General features: G+C 74.2%; 15 protein-coding genes. 3 read left to right on the top strand and 12 right to left on the bottom strand.

The annotated features are described in order from the left end of the window. Positions 1-153: 153 nt before the first annotated feature. From ACIQBJ_RS26145 to ACIQBJ_RS26155, 3 genes are all read right to left on the bottom strand, one after another. The gene (locus ACIQBJ_RS26145) at positions 154-660 is read right to left on the bottom strand and encodes a nuclear transport factor 2 family protein (RefSeq protein ID WP_400715210.1); all 507 of its coding nucleotides are present in this window, start codon (positions 658-660) and stop codon (positions 154-156) included. 2 nt (positions 661-662) lie between these two features. Then, on the bottom strand, positions 663-1,529 hold the full coding sequence (gene folP / locus ACIQBJ_RS26150; RefSeq protein WP_400715212.1) for a dihydropteroate synthase: 867 nt from the start codon (positions 1,527-1,529) through the stop codon (positions 663-665). 61 nt (positions 1,530-1,590) lie between these two features. After that, positions 1,591-3,429, bottom strand: coding sequence for a phosphatidylglycerol lysyltransferase domain-containing protein (locus ACIQBJ_RS26155; RefSeq protein WP_400715214.1), 1,839 nt, complete (start codon positions 3,427-3,429; stop codon positions 1,591-1,593). A gap of 392 nt (positions 3,430-3,821) precedes the next feature. Between ACIQBJ_RS26155 and ACIQBJ_RS26160 the strand changes: the two genes are divergently transcribed. Further along, a complete protein-coding gene (locus tag ACIQBJ_RS26160; protein ID WP_400715216.1) occupies positions 3,822-5,003 on the top strand; it encodes an alpha/beta hydrolase in 1,182 nt (393 codons plus the stop codon). Between the two features lie 60 nt (positions 5,004-5,063). On the opposite strand, the gene folE is transcribed toward ACIQBJ_RS26160, so the two are convergent. The 6 genes from folE to dacB form a co-directional block, all read right to left on the bottom strand. Beyond that, positions 5,064-5,669: a GTP cyclohydrolase I FolE gene (gene folE / locus ACIQBJ_RS26165; protein WP_400715218.1), complete on the bottom strand. Its 606-nt coding sequence runs from the start codon at positions 5,667-5,669 to the stop codon at positions 5,064-5,066. Positions 5,670-5,794: 125 nt separating this feature from the next. Further along, a complete protein-coding gene (ftsH, locus tag ACIQBJ_RS26170; protein ID WP_400715220.1) occupies positions 5,795-7,837 on the bottom strand; it encodes an ATP-dependent zinc metalloprotease FtsH in 2,043 nt (680 codons plus the stop codon). Positions 7,838-8,060: 223 nt separating this feature from the next. Further along, the gene (gene hpt / locus ACIQBJ_RS26175; RefSeq protein WP_400715322.1) at positions 8,061-8,600 is read right to left on the bottom strand and encodes a hypoxanthine phosphoribosyltransferase; all 540 of its coding nucleotides are present in this window, start codon (positions 8,598-8,600) and stop codon (positions 8,061-8,063) included. 79 nt (positions 8,601-8,679) lie between these two features. After that, entirely contained in the window at positions 8,680-9,822 is a 1,143-nt protein-coding gene (tilS, locus tag ACIQBJ_RS26180; protein WP_400715222.1) for a tRNA lysidine(34) synthetase TilS, read from the bottom strand. A 220-nt stretch (positions 9,823-10,042) separates the two neighbouring features. Next, positions 10,043-11,173 (bottom strand): zinc-dependent metalloprotease, encoded by a 1,131-nt coding sequence (locus ACIQBJ_RS26185; protein ID WP_400715324.1) that lies wholly within the window; start codon positions 11,171-11,173, stop codon positions 10,043-10,045. A gap of 120 nt (positions 11,174-11,293) precedes the next feature. Continuing rightward, entirely contained in the window at positions 11,294-12,790 is a 1,497-nt protein-coding gene (gene dacB / locus ACIQBJ_RS26190) for a D-alanyl-D-alanine carboxypeptidase/D-alanyl-D-alanine-endopeptidase (protein WP_400715224.1), read from the bottom strand. A 77-nt stretch (positions 12,791-12,867) separates the two neighbouring features. Here dacB and ACIQBJ_RS26195 point away from each other — a divergent pair, with 77 nt between their 5' ends. Next, positions 12,868-13,359: an inorganic diphosphatase gene (locus ACIQBJ_RS26195; RefSeq protein ID WP_400715226.1), complete on the top strand. Its 492-nt coding sequence runs from the start codon at positions 12,868-12,870 to the stop codon at positions 13,357-13,359. Positions 13,360-13,454: 95 nt separating this feature from the next. Here the strand turns inward: ACIQBJ_RS26195 and ACIQBJ_RS26200 are convergent, their stop codons facing one another. The 3 genes from ACIQBJ_RS26200 to ACIQBJ_RS26210 all read right to left on the bottom strand — a co-directional run bounded on the left by ACIQBJ_RS26200 (position 13,455) and on the right by ACIQBJ_RS26210 (position 15,307). Then, the gene (locus ACIQBJ_RS26200) at positions 13,455-13,676 is read right to left on the bottom strand and encodes a dodecin (RefSeq protein WP_400715228.1); all 222 of its coding nucleotides are present in this window, start codon (positions 13,674-13,676) and stop codon (positions 13,455-13,457) included. A gap of 94 nt (positions 13,677-13,770) precedes the next feature. Continuing rightward, positions 13,771-14,721 carry an asparaginase gene (locus ACIQBJ_RS26205; RefSeq protein WP_400715230.1) on the bottom strand — a complete coding sequence of 317 codons (951 nt, stop codon included), beginning with the start codon at positions 14,719-14,721 and terminating at the stop codon, positions 13,771-13,773. A gap of 67 nt (positions 14,722-14,788) precedes the next feature. Continuing rightward, positions 14,789-15,307 (bottom strand): ABC transporter substrate-binding protein, encoded by a 519-nt coding sequence (locus ACIQBJ_RS26210; protein WP_400715232.1) that lies wholly within the window; start codon positions 15,305-15,307, stop codon positions 14,789-14,791. A 348-nt stretch (positions 15,308-15,655) separates the two neighbouring features. On the opposite strand from ACIQBJ_RS26210, the gene dtd reads away from it, so the two are divergent. Then, positions 15,656-16,087, top strand: a complete 432-nt coding sequence (gene dtd, locus ACIQBJ_RS26215) for a D-aminoacyl-tRNA deacylase (protein WP_400715234.1) — start codon at positions 15,656-15,658, stop codon at positions 16,085-16,087. Positions 16,088-16,094: the final 7 nt, after the last annotated feature.

The raw sequence follows: 16,094 nt of genomic DNA on the forward strand, positions 1-16,094 counted from the left end.
ATCACTGCTCCCAGCTGACGGCCCCGCGCGGGGCGGGGACCGGCGGACACCGTCGCCCGCCGCCCCTCGAATCTACCTTCGAGGGCCGGGCGGCCGGGACCGCCTCCCCGGCCGCCCACCCGATCGGACCGGCCGCGGCGGCCCTTGACGGCGCTACTCGTCCCCGTCCTCGTCGTCGTCCTCGTCGTCCCCGCTGGTGAGCACCGGCGAGCCGTGGTGCGACCAGAGCTTCCAGCCGTCCGGGGTGCGCCGGAACAGGTTGGTCGACACCACCTTGCCGCCGACCAGCGGGCCGAGCTCGCCCTCCTCCTCCGGCTCGCCGCCGGACAGGATGTTCTCGGTGCAGGTGACCAGGGCGACGTCGCCCTGGACGTCCACCTCGACGTCGGTCAGGAAGAACTGGATGTACTCGGTGTTCGCCATGATCAGCATGTAGGAGCGGGTCACCTGGGCCCGGCCGATCAGGGCCGGCCAGCCCGGGTGCACGCAGAACACGCCGCCCCGGTCGTCGGCCTGGTCCGGGCCGAGCCAGATCGCCTCGACGGCCTCCAGGTCGCCGTTCTCCAGTGCCTCGTACAGGGCCTGGTTGGCCGCCAGCACCGCTTCCTCGTCCGGCTCCAGTGCTGCCGCCCGGTCGTTGCCGCTCACTGCTTCCGCCACGCCTACCCCCTCTGCGCCGCCTGCTCCCAGGCCGCGACGACTCGTACGGCGTCAGCCGTGCCGGCCACGTCATGCACCCGGACCGCCCAGGCACCCGCCTTCGCCGACAGCACCGAGACCGCCGCCGTGGCGTCGTCCCGCTGCCGCGCCGGGCGCGGCTCCCCGGTTTCCGGGTCGGCCAGCAGCGTACCCAGGAAGCGCTTGCGCGAAGCGGCCACCAGCACCGGCCGTCCCAGTGCCGTCAGCGCGTCCAGCCGGCCCAGCAGGGCCCAGTTGTGCGCAGCGGTCTTCGCGAACCCCAGGCCGGGGTCGAGGACCAGTTGCTCCTGCTTGACCCCGGCGGCGAGCAACTCGTCGACCCGGACGGTCAGTTCACGCACCACGTCCTCGACCACGTCCCCGTACACGGCGAGGCGGTCCATGTCGGCGGACTGGCCGCGCCAGTGCATCACCACGAACGGGGCCCCGGTGTCGGCGACCACCGCGGCCATCTCCGGGTCGGCGAGGCCGCCGGAGACGTCGTTGACGATCCGGGCGCCGGCCGCGACGGCGGCCGCCGCGACGGCGGCCCGCATGGTGTCCACCGACACCACCACGCCGGCCCGGGCCAGTTCGGTGACCACCGGCACGACCCGGCGCAGTTCCTCGGCCTCGGTGACCCGGACCGCGCCCGGCCGGGTCGACTCGCCGCCGACGTCGACCAGGTCCGCGCCGCGGGCCACCAGGTCGAGGCCGTGCGCGACCGCCCGGGCCGGGTCCAGCCACAGCCCGCCGTCCGAGAACGAGTCCGGCGTGACGTTGACCACCCCCATCACCGCGCAGCGCGACAGGACGGGCAGGCCGGGGACGTTCTCGTTCATGCGCCCCATTATCGGTCCGCCCCCGTGGTGCCGGACGTCAGGACGTCCGGCACCACGGGGGCGGCCGGCGCTACGCGGCCCGGCCGAGCGGGGCGGTCTGCTCCGGCATCAGGCCCTGGCGCTGGCGCTTGCGGCCGAAGCGCGGCATGCCCAGCGTGATGAACGCCTCGGCCTGCATCGCGGCGAAGCCGATCCGCGGCAGGTCGCGGGTGTGCTGGTAGACCAGGAAGCGCGGCTCCCAGGCGGGCTGGAACTTGGCGTTGAACTTGTACAGCGACTCGATCTGGAACCAGCGCGACAGGAAGACCAGCAGCCCGCGCCAGGCCCGCAGCACCGGCCCGGCGCCGATCCGCTCGCCGCGGGCGAGCGCGGAGCGGAACATCGCGAAGTTCAGCGAGACCCGGCGGACGCCCATCGCGCCGACCTCCTGGAGGGCGGCGACGATCAGCAGCTCGTTGAGGCCGGGGTCGGCCTCCCGGTCGCGGCGCATCAGCTCCAGCGAGATGCCGTCCTCGCCCCAGGGGACGAAGTGCAGCACCGCCTTGAGGTCGTCCCCGGTGTCGGGCTCGCCCTCCTCCGGCGCCTTGTGGGCGGTGACGACCACGCACGCGTCGTCGCCCGGGTCGCCGAACCGGCCGAGCGCCATCGAGAAGCCGCGCTCGGTGTCGGTGCCGCGCCAGCGGGCGGCGGCGTCGGCGATCTGCCGCTTCTCCTCCAGAGTGAGGTCGCCGACCCGGCGGACCCGGCAGGAGTAGCCGTTGCGCTCGATCCGCTTGACCATCTGGCGGACGTTGCGCATGGCGCGGCCGGCCAGCGAGAAGGAGGCGGTGTCGACGATCGCCTCGTCGCCGAGTTCGAGCGCGTCCAGCTCGGCCTCCCGGGTCCACACCTCGCCGCCGATCTCGGAGCAGCCCATCACGGCCGGGGCCCAGGCGTGCTCGCGGGCGGTCGCCATGAAGACCTTGATCGCGCCGGGCCAGGCCTCGACGTCGCCGACCGGGTCGCCGGAGGCCAGCATCACGCCGGAGACCACCCGGTAGGAGATCGCGGCCTTGCCGGTGGGCGAGAACAGCACGCTCTTGTCGCGGCGCAGCGCGAAGTAGCCGAGCGAGTCGCGGCGGCCGTGCCGGGCCAGCAGCTCGCGGACCTTCAGCTCGTCCTCGGGGGTGAGCTCGGGCTCCGGCTTCTCCGGGCGCAGCGCCAGGTAGGCGGTGGTGAGCGCGGTGACCAGGCCGAGCGCGCCGAGCGAGTAGCCGACCAGGTCGCCGATCCGCTCCGAGGTGTAGTGGATCGGGCCCTCGAAGCCGAACAGGCCGTAGCCGATGTGCTCGAAGCGCTGGAACAGGGTCGGGTCGCCGACCTCGGACTTCCACCGGACCGAGACGATGACCAGGCCGAGCAGCACCGAGAAGGCGCTCAGCACCACAAGGTTGAGGAGGGCCCGCCAGCGGGTGCGCGGGTCGGCCTTGGCGTAGAACTCGCGCTGGTGGATCAGCAGGACGGCGAGCAGCGCCAGCGAGACCACGGCCTGGCCGACCTGGTGCCAGCGCAGCAGGTGCAGCGCGGCGCCGATCGGCAGCAGCACGCAGACGGCCCGCCAGGCGCGGCGCTTGCGGCGGCGCAGGGCGTGCGCGAGCAGCACCAGCAGCATGCCGACCATCAGCGTCCCGGCGGCGGCCAGCGAGGTGGTGCCGCCCGGGAGGTGCCCGGCCCAGTTGTGCATCTTGGTGAGCCGGAGCTTGGGGAAGATCGCGCAGGCGATGTCGATCAGGCCGATCACCAGCGCGGCGTACCCGACCGCGCCCGGCAGCCAGGCCCGCGGCACGGCGGCGGCCTGGTTGCGGAGCGTCTGCAGTCCCCTGCGGCGGGGTGCTTCGGAGGTCGGCTCAGCGGACACGGGGGCACTCATGGGAAGTCAGCCTAGAGGCACCGGGGCGCAGCTCGCGCACCCCGGGGGCGAGGTGGTGATGGACCTTCATGCCTGTTCCTTTTTCTGGCAATCCGCACGTCAAAGAGGGTCCAAGGGACGAATCCGAGGTGTCCGCCGGGAGTCGGCTCGAACGCCTGCGCTCATCGGACCGGGGGATGCGACCGCGTCCACCGCCGCGCACCCGTGGCCGCCGGTGCGGCGGTTCGGCGCGTCTTCCCCCGGGTGGACGCCGCATCGTACGGCATCGGTTCCCCTGCGCGCCGCCACCTTTTCGCACTGGTTTCCGACGCCCGGTCAGACTACCCCCACTCGCTCCCGACGAAGCGTCAGATGACGATGGGCGGGCTGGAGTCGAGGAGGGACCGCAAGGCATGGAGCTGACCGGCCGGGCACTGCTGTACACCCTGGGCGCGGTGGCGGCGGCCACCCTGCTGGCCACCCTCTGGCTGTGGCCCCGGCTGGCCCGGCAGCGGCCGCTGGCGCTGCTCGGCCGGCTCGGGCTGCTCGCGGTGGTGCAGCTCTGCGTGCTGTCGGTGCTGCTGCTCTCGGTCAACGACGCGTACGGCTTCTACAGCTCCTGGAACGACCTGCTGCACCCCGGCGGCGCCCCCGTCGCACTGGCCGCCGCGCACGCCCCCGGCGCCGCCCCGGCCGGCGCGGCGCTGGTCCGGCCGACCGATGAGGGCGGGCTGGCGGGCGTCCGGGACGTGCTGCCCGCCGGGCCGCCGGAGCAGGTCGGGCGGGTCGACTCGGTGCGGATCACCGGGACCGAGTCCGGGCTGTCCGACCAGGTCTTCGTCTACCTGCCGCCGGAGTACTTCAACCCGCGCTACGCCCGCGCGCGCTTCCCGGTGCTGCTGGCGCTGGCCGGCTACCCCGGCCCCTCGCTGGCCCTGATCGACGGGCTGCGGCTGCCGTCCGCCGCCGCCGAGCTGCAGCGCGACGGGCGGATGGCCCCGACCGTGGTGGTGATGGCCCGTCCCACCGTCGCCCCGCCCCGGAACACCGAGTGCGTGGACGTCCCGGGCGGGCCGCGGGCCGAGACCTGGTTCGCCAAGGACGTCCCGGCGGCGCTGCGGTCCGCCTACCGGGTCGGCCGCTCGGCGTCCTCCTGGGGCGTGTTCGGCTACTCGACCGGCGGCTCCTGCGCGCTGCGGATGGCGATGCGCGACCCGGGCGCGTTCGGCAGCGCGGCCGCGCTGCACGCCGACTACACGGTGCCCGCGGACCGCTGGACCGACGGCGACCTGTTCCGCGGCGACAGGGCCGCCGCCCAGCACTCCGACCTGAACTGGCGGCTGGCGAACCTGCCCGCCCCCGCGACCAGCCTGCTGGTGGTCTCCACCCGGGCCGAGGAGGACTTCGCGGCCACCGAGCAGTTCCTGGCCGGGGCGCAGAAGGTCGCCGCCGCCCACCCGGAGTTCCGGGTGGACTCGCTGGTGCTGCCCGACGGCGGCCACTCCTTCGAGACCTGGCGCCGCGAACTGCCCGCCGCCCTGGAGTGGTTCGGCGACCACCTGGCCCCGCCGGCCGACCGCGAACCCCGGCCGTAGCCGGCGGGGAACGGAAGAGGGCGCACCCCGCCGGGGTGCGCCCTCCGCCGTGACGGCCCGTCAGCGGGCCATGATCAGGCTCATCGCCTCGTTGCGGGTGGCCGGGTCGCGGAGCTGGCCGCGGACCGCCGAGGTGATGGTCTTCGCCCCGGCCTTGCGGATGCCGCGCATCGACATGCACATGTGCTCGCACTCGATCACCACGATCGCGCCGCGCGGCTCCAGGATCCGCATCAGCGCGTCCGCGACCTGGCTGGTCAGGCGCTCCTGCACCTGCGGCCGGCGGGCGTACACGTCGACCAGCCGGGCCAGCTTGGACAGGCCGGTGATCTTGCCGCTGGTGGACGGGATGTAGCCGACGTGCGCGACGCCGCGGAACGGCACCAGGTGGTGCTCGCAGGTGGAGAACACCTCGATGTCCTTGACCAGCACCATCTCGTCGTGGCCGAGGTCGAAGGTGGTGGTGAGCACGTCCTCCGGCTGCTGCCACAGCCCGGCGAATATCTCCCGGTAGGCGCGGGCGACCCGGGCCGGCGTCTCCAGCAGGCCCTCGCGGTCCGGGTCCTCGCCGACCGCGATCAGCAGCTCGCGGACGGCGTTCTCGGCCCGCTTCTGGTCGAACTGGCCGACGGCGGGCTCGCCGTCGAGCGTCACCGGGTCGATCATGCGTGCCTCGCTGCTCGTCAGTCGGGAAGGTCTCGGTCACAGAGGGTGGGTGCAGCACGGATGCCGCGCCTCCAGGGTACAAACCCCGGAAACGCGGCATCCATTCCGAACAGGTGGTCGAGCGATCAGCTCTCGACCTGGCCGCCGTCGACCGGCGGCAGCTTGACCACGTCGACCGGGTCGGGAGCGGTGGCGGCGGCGCCGTTGGTCAGCGCCAGCTCCTTCGGCGACTGCACCGGCGGCCGGGTGGACGGGGTGCGGCGGGCCGAGCCGGTCCACGCCGGGCGCGGGGGACGCTTGATGACGGGAGTGAAGATCTCGGCGATCTGCTCCTTGTTCAGCGTCTCCTTCTCCAGCAGCTCCAGGACCAGGTTGTCCAGCACGTCCCGGTTCTCGACCAGGATCTCCCAGGCGTCGTTGTGGGCGGTCTCGATCAGGCTCTTGACCTCCTCGTCCACCAGCCCGGCGACCTCTTCCGAGTAGTCGCGCTGGTGGCCCATCTCGCGGCCCAGGAAGGGCTCGGAGTCGGAGGTGCCGAACTTGATCGCGCCGAGCCGCTCGCTCATGCCGTACTGGGTGACCATGGCCCGCGCGGTGGCGGTGGCCTTCTCGATGTCGTTCGAGGCGCCGGTGGTCGGGTCGTGGAAGACCAGCTCCTCCGCCGCCCGGCCGCCCAGCATGTACGAGAGCTGGTCGAGCATCTCGTTGCGGGTGGTCGAGTACTTGTCCTCGTCCGGCAGCACCATCGTGTAGCCCAGGGCGCGGCCCCGGGACAGGATGGTGATCTTGTGCACCGGGTCGGAGTAGTTGCAGGCCGCCGCGACCAGGGCGTGTCCGCCCTCGTGGTACGCGGTGATCTTCTTCTCCTTCTCGGACATGATCCGCGAACGCTTCTGCGGACCGGCCACGACGCGGTCGATCGCCTCGTCCAGCGTCTGGTTGTCGATCAGCTTCTTCTCGGAGCGCGCGGTGAGCAGCGCCGCCTCGTTCAGCACGTTCGACAGGTCGGCGCCGGTGAAGCCGGGGGTGCGCTTGGCGACGGCCGAGAGGTCGACGTCCGGCGCGATCGGCTTGCCCTTCTGGTGCACCTTGAGGATGTCCAGTCGGCCCTGCAGGTCCGGGCGGTCGACCGCGATCTGCCGGTCGAAGCGGCCGGGGCGGAGCAGCGCCGGGTCCAGGATGTCGGGGCGGTTGGTGGCGGCGATCAGGATGACGCCGCCCTTGACGTCGAAGCCGTCCATCTCGACCAGCAGCTGGTTGAGGGTCTGCTCGCGCTCGTCGTGGCCGCCGCCGAGGCCCGCGCCGCGGTGCCGGCCGACGGCGTCGATCTCGTCGACGAAGATGATCGCCGGGGCGTTCGCCTTGGCCTGCTCGAACAGGTCGCGGACCCGGCTGGCGCCGACGCCGACGAACATCTCGACGAAGTCGGAGCCGGAGATCGAGTAGAACGGGACGCCCGCCTCGCCGGCCACCGCGCGGGCCAGCAGGGTCTTGCCGGTGCCGGGCGGGCCGTACAGCAGCACGCCCTTGGGGATCTTGGCGCCGACGGCCTGGAACTTGGCCGGCTCCTGCAGGAACTCCTTGATCTCGTGGAGCTCCTCGACGGCCTCGTCGGCGCCCGCGACGTCGGCGAAGGTGGTCTTCGGGGTGTCCTTGGTCAGCAGCTTGGCCTTGGACTTGCCGAACTGCATGACCCGGGAGCCGCCGCCCTGCATCTGGTTCATCAGGAACAGGAAGACCACGACGATGATCACGATCGGCAGCATCGAGAACAGCAGGCTGACCAGGGTCGACTGCTTCTCGGGGCTGACGGTGTAACCGCCCGGGATCTGGCCCGCGTCCTGCTTGGTCTGGAGGCTCTTGGCCAGGTCGGCGGCCTGCTGGTCGCCGGTGTAGGAGGCCTGGAAGCGGGTGCCGGACGGCGACTTGCCGTTGGCGCCCGGCTTCAGCTTCTGGCCGTCCTGCAGCTGGATCTTGATGAGGTTCGAGTCACCGGTGGTGAGCTGCGCCGACTTCACCTGGTCGCTGTTGATGGCGCTGATGACCTGTCCGGTGTCCACAGTCTTGTAGCCGCTCGGGTCCGAGACGAGCTCCATGAGTGCGAACACGGCGAGGGCGGCCAGCACGACCCACATGATCGGCGCACGGAAGTATCGCTTGACGTCCATCCATGCGGGGCGTCGCCGCCCCGTCCCTCCTGCCAATTCGACGGGCGCTGCTCGGCTGTGGGGCCTTGGCGCATCCGATATGTGCTCGTAAGACGAGCGGTTGATGGGACCGTACCGCAGCGACCCCCGGTCACGGCGGGATCACACCACGGTGCGGCCTATTTTCCTACCCCCGCACAACGGGTGGGAACAGGGCCCTGTTCCCACCCGTCGCCCGAACGGTTCAGCCCCCGTAGACGTGCGGCGCGAGGGTGCCGATGAAAGGCAGGTTGCGGAGCTTCTCCGCGTAGTCCAGGCCGTAGCCGACCACGAACTCGTTGGGGATGTCGAAGCCGACGTACTCGACGTCGATCTCCACCTTGGCGGCGTCCGGCTTGCGCAGCAGGGTGCAGACCTTCAGCGAGGCCGGGCCGCGCGAGCCCAGGTTGCCGAGCAGCCAGGACAGCGTCAGACCGGAGTCGATGATGTCCTCGACGATCAGCACGTCCTTGCCCGCGATGTCGGTGTCGAGGTCCTTGAGGATCCGCACCACGCCGGAGGACTTGGTGCCCATGCCGTACGAGGAGACCGCCATCCAGTCCATGGTCACCTGGCTGTGCAGGGCCCGGGCCAGGTCCGCCATCACCATGACCGCGCCCTTGAGGACGCCGACCAGCAGCAGGTCCTTCCCGGCGTAGTCCTGGTCGATCCTCGCGGCCAGCTCCGCCAGCTTGGCGTCGATCTCGTCCTTGCTGATGAGCACCTTCGCGAGGTCTGCGCCCATGTCGTTCTGGTCCACCGGGGATACGTCCTCAAACGCTCGGGGTCGGGGTTCGGCGGCGGCGGTGCGACTTCGTTCGTGCTCAGCCGCCCGGCCGCCGAAACACCAGCGTGCCACACCGGCGCACGGCTTCGACGCCCCCGGGTAGGTGCAGCGGGCCCTGGCCGCGCCAGCCGGTGACCAGCAGGTCCACCGCCTCCAGGTGCCGGGCGAACAGGTCCCCGCCCGGGGAGCCCGCGCGCAGCGCCGCCCGGCGCAGCACCCGGCGGCGGACCGCGGGGGGCAGTTCGGCGAGCTTGTCGGCGTCCAGGGCGCCGTCCGGGGCCCGCAGGTCGTGCTCGGCCAGGGCGGCCCACTGGTCGAGGGCGTCGGCGTCGTCGCGGAACAGCCGGGCGGTGCGGGCCAGCGCCTCGACCACCCCGCCGCCGAGGTGCTTCTCCAGCACCGGCAGCACCTCGTGCCGGACCCGGGAGCGGGTGTAGGCCGGGTCGGTGTTGTGCGGGTCGTCCCAGACCGGGATGGACTGGGCGGTGCAGGCCTGCCGGGTGGCGGCCCGGTCCAGCTCCAGCAGCGGGCGGCGGTAGCGGCCCTTCTGGGCGGGCATCCCGGCCAGCGAGCGGGCCCCGGAGCCGCGGGCCAGGCCCAGCAGCACCGTCTCCGCCTGGTCGTCGCGGGTGTGGCCGAGCAGCACGGCCAGCGCGCCGTGGCGCTCGGCGGCCCGGTCGAGGGCCGCGTAGCGGGCGTCCCGGGCGGCGCTCTCCGGGCCGCCCTCGCGGCCGACCCGGACCGCGACGGCCTCCACCGGGTCGAGGCCGAGTTCGCGCAGCCGGACGGCGACCAGTTCGGCGCGTTCGGCCGAGCCGTCCTGCAGGCCGTGGTCGACGGTGACGGCGCCGACCCGCAGGCCGAGCTTGGGGGCCTCGAAGGCGGTGGCGGTGGCCAGCGCCATCGAGTCGGCGCCGCCGGAGACCGCCACCAGCACCAGCGGGGAGCCGGGCGCGGCCGGGGTGCGGGGCAGGCCGGAGGGGTGTCGGCGGGCGTTGCCGATCAGGGTGCCGGGCACCGTCACGGTGCCGGCCAGCACGGGCACCGGGACCGGTGCGGGGGCCGGGACGGCGCGTTCGCGCACCGTCCCGCCCGGGGCCGCGCCCGCCTCGGCGGCGAGTTCGGCGAGGGTACGGCGGACGGCGAGGCGTATCGCCGCGACAGCGGGGTGTGGGCCCATGGTTGGCACTCCTTGGCGGAGGGGGGTACGTCGGCCGCCTGCCAACTCTCGGTCACCAGGCGCTCACAGATGGTCGCAGAATCCGGACACCGCCCACGCCACCCGCGCCAACGGCGGTGTCACCGTCCCACGTACGGGTGAATGACGAAACGTTACGTCTGCCGCCAGGTGTACGACTCACCCGATCGGTGTTTCCGCGGGTCCGGACCGGACCCGCGCCTCAGCCCACCACCCGGGCCACCCAGGAGGCCGGGTCGTGGACCTCCTCCTTGGTCGGCAGCGTGTTCGGCGAGGTCCAGACCCGGTTGAAGCCGTCCATCCCGACCCGCTCGACCACGCCCCGGACGAACACCGCGCCGTCCTGGTACTGGCGCAGCTTGGCGTCCATCCCGAGCAGCCGGCGCAGCACCAGGTCGAGCCGGCCGCCGCCGCGGTCGCGGCGGCGCTGGAACTTCTCCCGGATCTCCGCCACCGAGGGCACCACAGCCGGTCCGACGCCGTCCATCACCACGTCCGCGTGGCCCTCCAGCAGCGACATCACCGCGGTCAGCCGGGCCAGGATCTCGCGCTGCGCGGGCGTCTGCACCAGGTCGGTCAGGCTGCTGCCGCCGCCCCCGCCGCCGTTCTTGGCCCGGGGCAGGCCGGGGACGCCGCCGAAGGCGTCGCGCAGCCGCTCCAGGAAGGCCGCCGGGTCGACGTCGGTCTGCGCCAGGAAGTCCTGCACCTCGGACTGGATGTGGTCGCGCAGCCAGGGCACCGCGGTGAACTGGGTCCGGTGGGTCTCCTCGTGCAGGCACACCCAGAGCCGGAAGTCGCGCGGGGAGACGTCGAGTTCACGCTCCACCTGGACGATGTTCGGGGCCACCAGCAGCAGTCGGCCGGGCGGCACCGCCAGGCCCCGGCGCGGCTGGTCGAACAGGCCCTCCGGGCTGTCCGGGGCGGTCGGCAGCTCCGGCGGGGCGAAGGTCTCGTACTGGCCGAGCACCTTCGCCGACAGGAAGGCCAGCACCACGCCGACCTCCACCCCGGTCGCCTTGGCCCCGGCGGCGCCCGCCGCGGCCGCGCCCCGGCCCTCGGCCCGGCGGGCCGCCAGCCGGTCGGTCAGCGGGCGCGCCACCGTCCGGAAGCCCGCCACGTTGGCCCGCACCCAGCCGGGCCGGTCCACCACCAGCACCGGGGTGCCGGCCGCCTCCGGCGACCCCATCCGGGTGTACTCGCGCACGTGCCGCTCGGCCTCCGCGGCGTGCCCGCGCAGCTCGGCGACCGCCGCGCGGGCCTCCTCCCGGGACACCCGCGGCCCGGGCCGGGCGAGCCGCGTCGCGGTCGCCACCGCGAGATCCCAGTCGACCATCTCCGCACCGCCGCTCGCGCTCGTCATGCCCTCACCGTACGTGCTCGTCCCCGCCCGGGGGAGACGGGCGGGACGGGCGGCGCTCCTTGACGCCCCGTCAGCGGCGGCGCGGCGGGCGGTTCAGCAGCCGCAGGCGGCGATCCGGGCCACGATCCGGTCGACGGCGGCGCGGGCGGTGGCCGGGTCGGCGGTGGTGCGGCTCATCAGGGCGAAGACCAGCACCCGCCCGTCGGCGTCGACCACGGTGCCGGCCAGGGTGTTGACGCCGGAGAGGCTGCCGGTCTTGGCCCGGACGATGCCCGCGGCCTCGCCCGCGCCGGACTTGGCGCCGAACCGGCTCGCCAGGGTGCCGGTGAAGCCGGCGACCGGGAGGCCGGTGAGCACCGGGCGCAGCTCGGGGTGGTCGGCCGAGGAGGCGGTGGCGAGCAGCTTCACCAGGGTGATCGGCGGGATCAGGTTGGCCTTGGCCAGGCCGCTGCCGTCGGTGATCAGCACGCCGGCCAGCGGGACGCCGAGCGCGGCGAGCTCGTCGGTGACGGCCTTCGCGGCCCCGTCGAACCCGGCGGGCTTCCCGGCGGCGATCGCGACCTGCCGGGCGACCGCCTCGGCGAGCGTGTTGTCGGAGGTGGTGAGCATCCGCTCGACCAGCCGGCCGACGGTCGGCGACTCGACCCGGGCCAGCTCCTTCGCCCCGGCCGCGGCGGTGCCCGGGGCGGGGCCGCCGCGCAGGGTGACGCCCTCGGCGGCGAGCAGCCGCCCGAACGCCTCGGCGGCTTGCCCGGCGGGGTCGGCGACCCGGGGCGGGGCGTCCTCGGCGGAGCGCGGGTCGACCCGGCCCTCGTCGACCATCAGCGGGGTGACGGCGGCGATGTTCTCGCCGTCGTGGTCCTTGTGCAGCAGCGGGCCGGTGTACAGCGAGGTGTCGTAGCCGAGCCGGACGGCGGTGGTGCCGGACGCCTTCAGCGCGGCGGCGGTGCGGCGGGCCAGGTCGGCGAGCGAGGCGGGCGCGCTCTCCGCGTCGACGGGGGCGCCGCCGACCCGGACCTGGTCGGCGGGCAGCGCCGTCAGGGTGGGGTCGCCGCCGCCGACCAGGGTGATCTCGCCGGGGGCGCCCTGCACGACGGTGGTGGCGATCCGGTGCGCGGCGGGCAGCAGGGCCAGCGCGGCGACCGAGGTGGCGAGCTTGGTGGTGGAGGCGGGCGTGGCGGGCGTGCCCTCGTCGGCGCCGAACAGGAACTCGCCGGTGGCGGCGTCGGCGACGGCGAAGTCCAGGGTGCCCAGCGCCTTGTCCTGCACGGCGGGGGCGACGGCGGCGCGCAGCCCGCTGCCGGTGGCCGGCCGGCCGTCGGAGCCCCCGGCGGCCAGCACCGGGCCCCGGGCGGGGACGGCCCGGTGCCGGTTGCCGCGGCGCTCGGACGGGCCGCGGTCCTTGCCCGGCCCGGGGCTGGTCGCGCCGTCCCGGCGCGGCTCCTCCGGGTGCCGCCCGCCGTGGCTCGGCACCGGCGAGGGCTGGGCCGAGGACGGTGCGGCGAGCACCGTCCCGGCGGCCAGCGCGACGCCCAGCACCCCCGCGAGCGCCGCCCGGCGCCCGCGTCCCCCCGCTGTCCCTGATCCCACCGACCGGCCCCTTTCCTGAGCACACCCCGCCGTAGGAGACACTTGGATTCTGTCAGTCCCCATCCTTGGAGGAAGCGTTGGAGTTCGACGTCCTGATCGAGATCCCGAAGGGCTCGCGCAACAAGTACGAGGTCGACCATGAGACCGGTCGCCTCCGCCTGGACCGCATGCTCTTCACCTCGACCCGCTACCCGGCCGACTACGGCTACGTCGAGGGCACCCTCGCGGACGACGGCGACCCGCTGGACGCGCTGGTCATCCTGGAGGAGCCGACCTTCCCGGGCTGCCTGATCAAGTGCCGCGCCATCGGCATGTTCCACATGACCGACGAGGCGGGCGGCGACGACAAGCTGCTCTGCGTCCCGGCCACCGACCCGCGCTGGTCGCACCTGCAGGACATCCAGGACGTGTCGGAGTTCGACCGCCTGGAGATCCAGCACTTCTTCGAGGTCTACAAGGACCTGGAGCCCGGCAAGTCCGTCCAGGGCGCCGACTGGGTCGGCCGCGCCGAGGCCGAGGCGGAGATCACCGCCTCGATCAAGCGCCTGGAGGAGCAGGGCGGCCACTGAGCCCGCGCGCCCTCCGGGGCGGCCCGCAGCACCCGTGCGAGGGGCGGGAGTCCGGTCGGACTCCCGCCCCTCGCACGTTCCCCGACCGGCTGTCGTCAGACGCCGTCGTTGTCGTCGAGCCGGAAGCCGACCTTGAGGCCGACCTGGTAGTGCTCGATCTCGCCGTCCTTGATGTGGCCGCGGACCTGGACCACCTCGAACCAGTCCAGGTTGCGCAGCGTCCGGCCGGCCCGGGCGATGCCGTTGCGGATGGCGGCGTCCACGCCCTCGTGCGAGGACCCGACGATCTCGGTGACCCGGTAGGTGTGGTCGGTCATGGCGGTCTCTCCCTGTGCGGCGACGGGTGGCCCCCCGCCGTCCACCGTGCACCGAAGTCCCGCCCCGGGCATCCCGGCGCCGTCCGACGGGGCGTCAGAACGCCGCGCGGACCTCGCCGACCGGCACGCCGCCGCCGAGCAGCGGGGCGGCCGCGATCCGGTCCAGCACCGGGTCCTCGACGCCCAGCCGGCGCAGCGCGGCGGCCAGCACCGGGCCGCGGGCGCGCTCCGCGCCGTCCTCGATCTTGAAGGCGAGGGCCCGGCCGTCGGCGAGCGCGACCGCCTGGACGGCCTCCGCGCCCATCTTGGCGAGCGCGCCGGGCACCGCCCGCATCAGCCAGGTGTCGGCCCGGCGGGTGCCGGCCACGTACTCGGGGTGGGCGCGCATCGCGTCGGCGACCCGGCGCCGCTCGGCGCCCGGGTCGGCCAGCACCAGGGCGCGGAAGCCGCGGGCCAGGCCGGTCAGCGAGACGGCCAGCAGCGGGGCGCCGCAGCCGTCGGTGCCGAGGTGGGCGGCGGGCTCGCCGGTGGCCTCCTCCAGGGCGGTGCGGGCCAGCAGCTGGATCGGGTGGGCCGGGTCGAGGTAGGTCTCCAGGTCCCAGCCGTTGGCGGCGGAGGCGGCCAACCAGGCGGCGTGCTTGCCGGAGCAGTCCATCAGGATCGGGGCGCGCTGCCCGCCGGAGCGGAGCAGTTCCTCCGCCTCGGCCTCGTCCAGCGGCAGGTCGGCGGGGGTGCGCAGGTCGGCCTCGGTGAGTCCGGCCCCGGCCAGCAGCTTGCGGACGGCGGCGCGGTGGAACGGTTCGGCGGAGTGGCTGGAGGCGGCCAGCGCGAGCTGCTCGCCGCGCAGGTCGAGGCCGGCCCGCAGGGTGGCGACCGCCTGGAAGGGCTTGGCGGTGGAGCGCGGGAAGACCGGCTGCTCGGGGGCGCCGAGGGCGAACTCGACGGCGCCGTCGGCGTCGAGCAGGACCAGCGAGCCGCGGTGGCGGCCCTCGGTGAAGCCGGAGCGTATGACCTCGGCGAGGGCGGGCAGGGCGGGCTGCGACACGGGTGGGACTCCAGGACGTGAAGGGCGTGCGGTGAGGGTGGGTGGGCCCCGGCCGCCGCCGTCCTGCTCAGCCTCCGCCGAGCAGGTCGTCGACCCGGGCCTCCCCCTCACGGTACCTGCGGGTGATCTCCGCCCCGCAGTCGTCGGCGGTGCGCTGCAGGGCGCTGCGGCGGCCGGAGACCTCGCGCTGGTGCTCGTCCAGGCGCTCGATCGCGGCCAGCAGGTCGGCGGTGGGGTGCGCGGCCAGGTCCGCCAGCTGGACGTCGCCCATCAGGGCGTCCGCCTCGCGCCGGTAGCGCTCGCCGCGCGGCGGGCCGAGGGTCAGGTGCCGGGCCGGGCGGCGGTTGGCGGAGGGGGCGTCGGCGAGGATCGCCGGCAGCCGGTCCAGCAGGGCGGCCCGCTCCTCGCCGGCCTCGGCCAGCGGGACCTCGCGGCGCTGCAGCTCGGCCCGCAGGATGTCCATCCGGCCGTGCAGCAGGCGGCGCAGGTAGGAGAGGTCGGCCTCCTGCTGCAGGGCGTCCCTGCGCAGCACCCGCAGTTCCTCCAGGGCCAGGCCGGCCAGCCCGTCGACCGCGCTCACGTCCATCAATCCGACCACCTGCCGTAGTACCAGTACCCGCCGCTCTGTACGGGCCGCCCGCCACCCAGGGTTCCCCCGGGCGGGCGACGCCACTCGTGCGGGTGACGCGGTTCGCCGGGACGGCGGACGCCTCCCTCGGGGCCCGGTCCCCCGGGCCGTCGGACAGCGTGCCACCCCGGGCCCCGGCGCCGCACGCCCGAGTACCCGAACGGCCCCCTGGCGAACACCCCTGGCTAGTACGAAGAATCCGCGCCACGGGCTCACCTGCACGAATCGGGGCGCTGCACGCGCGACCCCGGCGTGCGGGCCGAGGCCGTGCGCCCCCTGGGTGGCGGTACCGGCACAATGGGCGGCATGCGAGCAGTGGTGCAGCGGGTCGCCGGGGCGGCCGTGACGGTGGACGGCGGGACGGTCGGCGCGATCGAGGGGCCGGGCCTGTGCGTCCTGGTCGGCGTCACCCACGAGGACACCCCGGAGCAGGCCGCCCAGCTGGCCCGCAAGCTCTGGACGCTGCGGCTGTTCCCCGGCAGCCCCGAGCAGTCCTGCTCGGAGCTGGGCGCCCCGCTGCTGGTGATCAGCCAGTTCACGCTCTACGGCGACGCCCGCAAGGGCCGCCGCCCCACCTGGAACGCCGCCGCGCCCGGCCCGGTCGCCGAACCGCTGGTGGACGCGGTGGTGGCCGAACTGCGGACGCTGGGCGCCAAGGTGGAGACCGGCCGGTTCGGCGCCGACATGCGGGTGTCGCTGGTGAACGACGGGCCGTTCACCGTCCTGCTGGAGGTCTGACCGGCCG

The sequence above is a fragment of the Kitasatospora sp. NPDC088391 genome (assembly GCF_044753345.1).
Taxonomy (GTDB): Bacteria; Actinomycetota; Actinomycetes; order Streptomycetales; family Streptomycetaceae; genus Kitasatospora.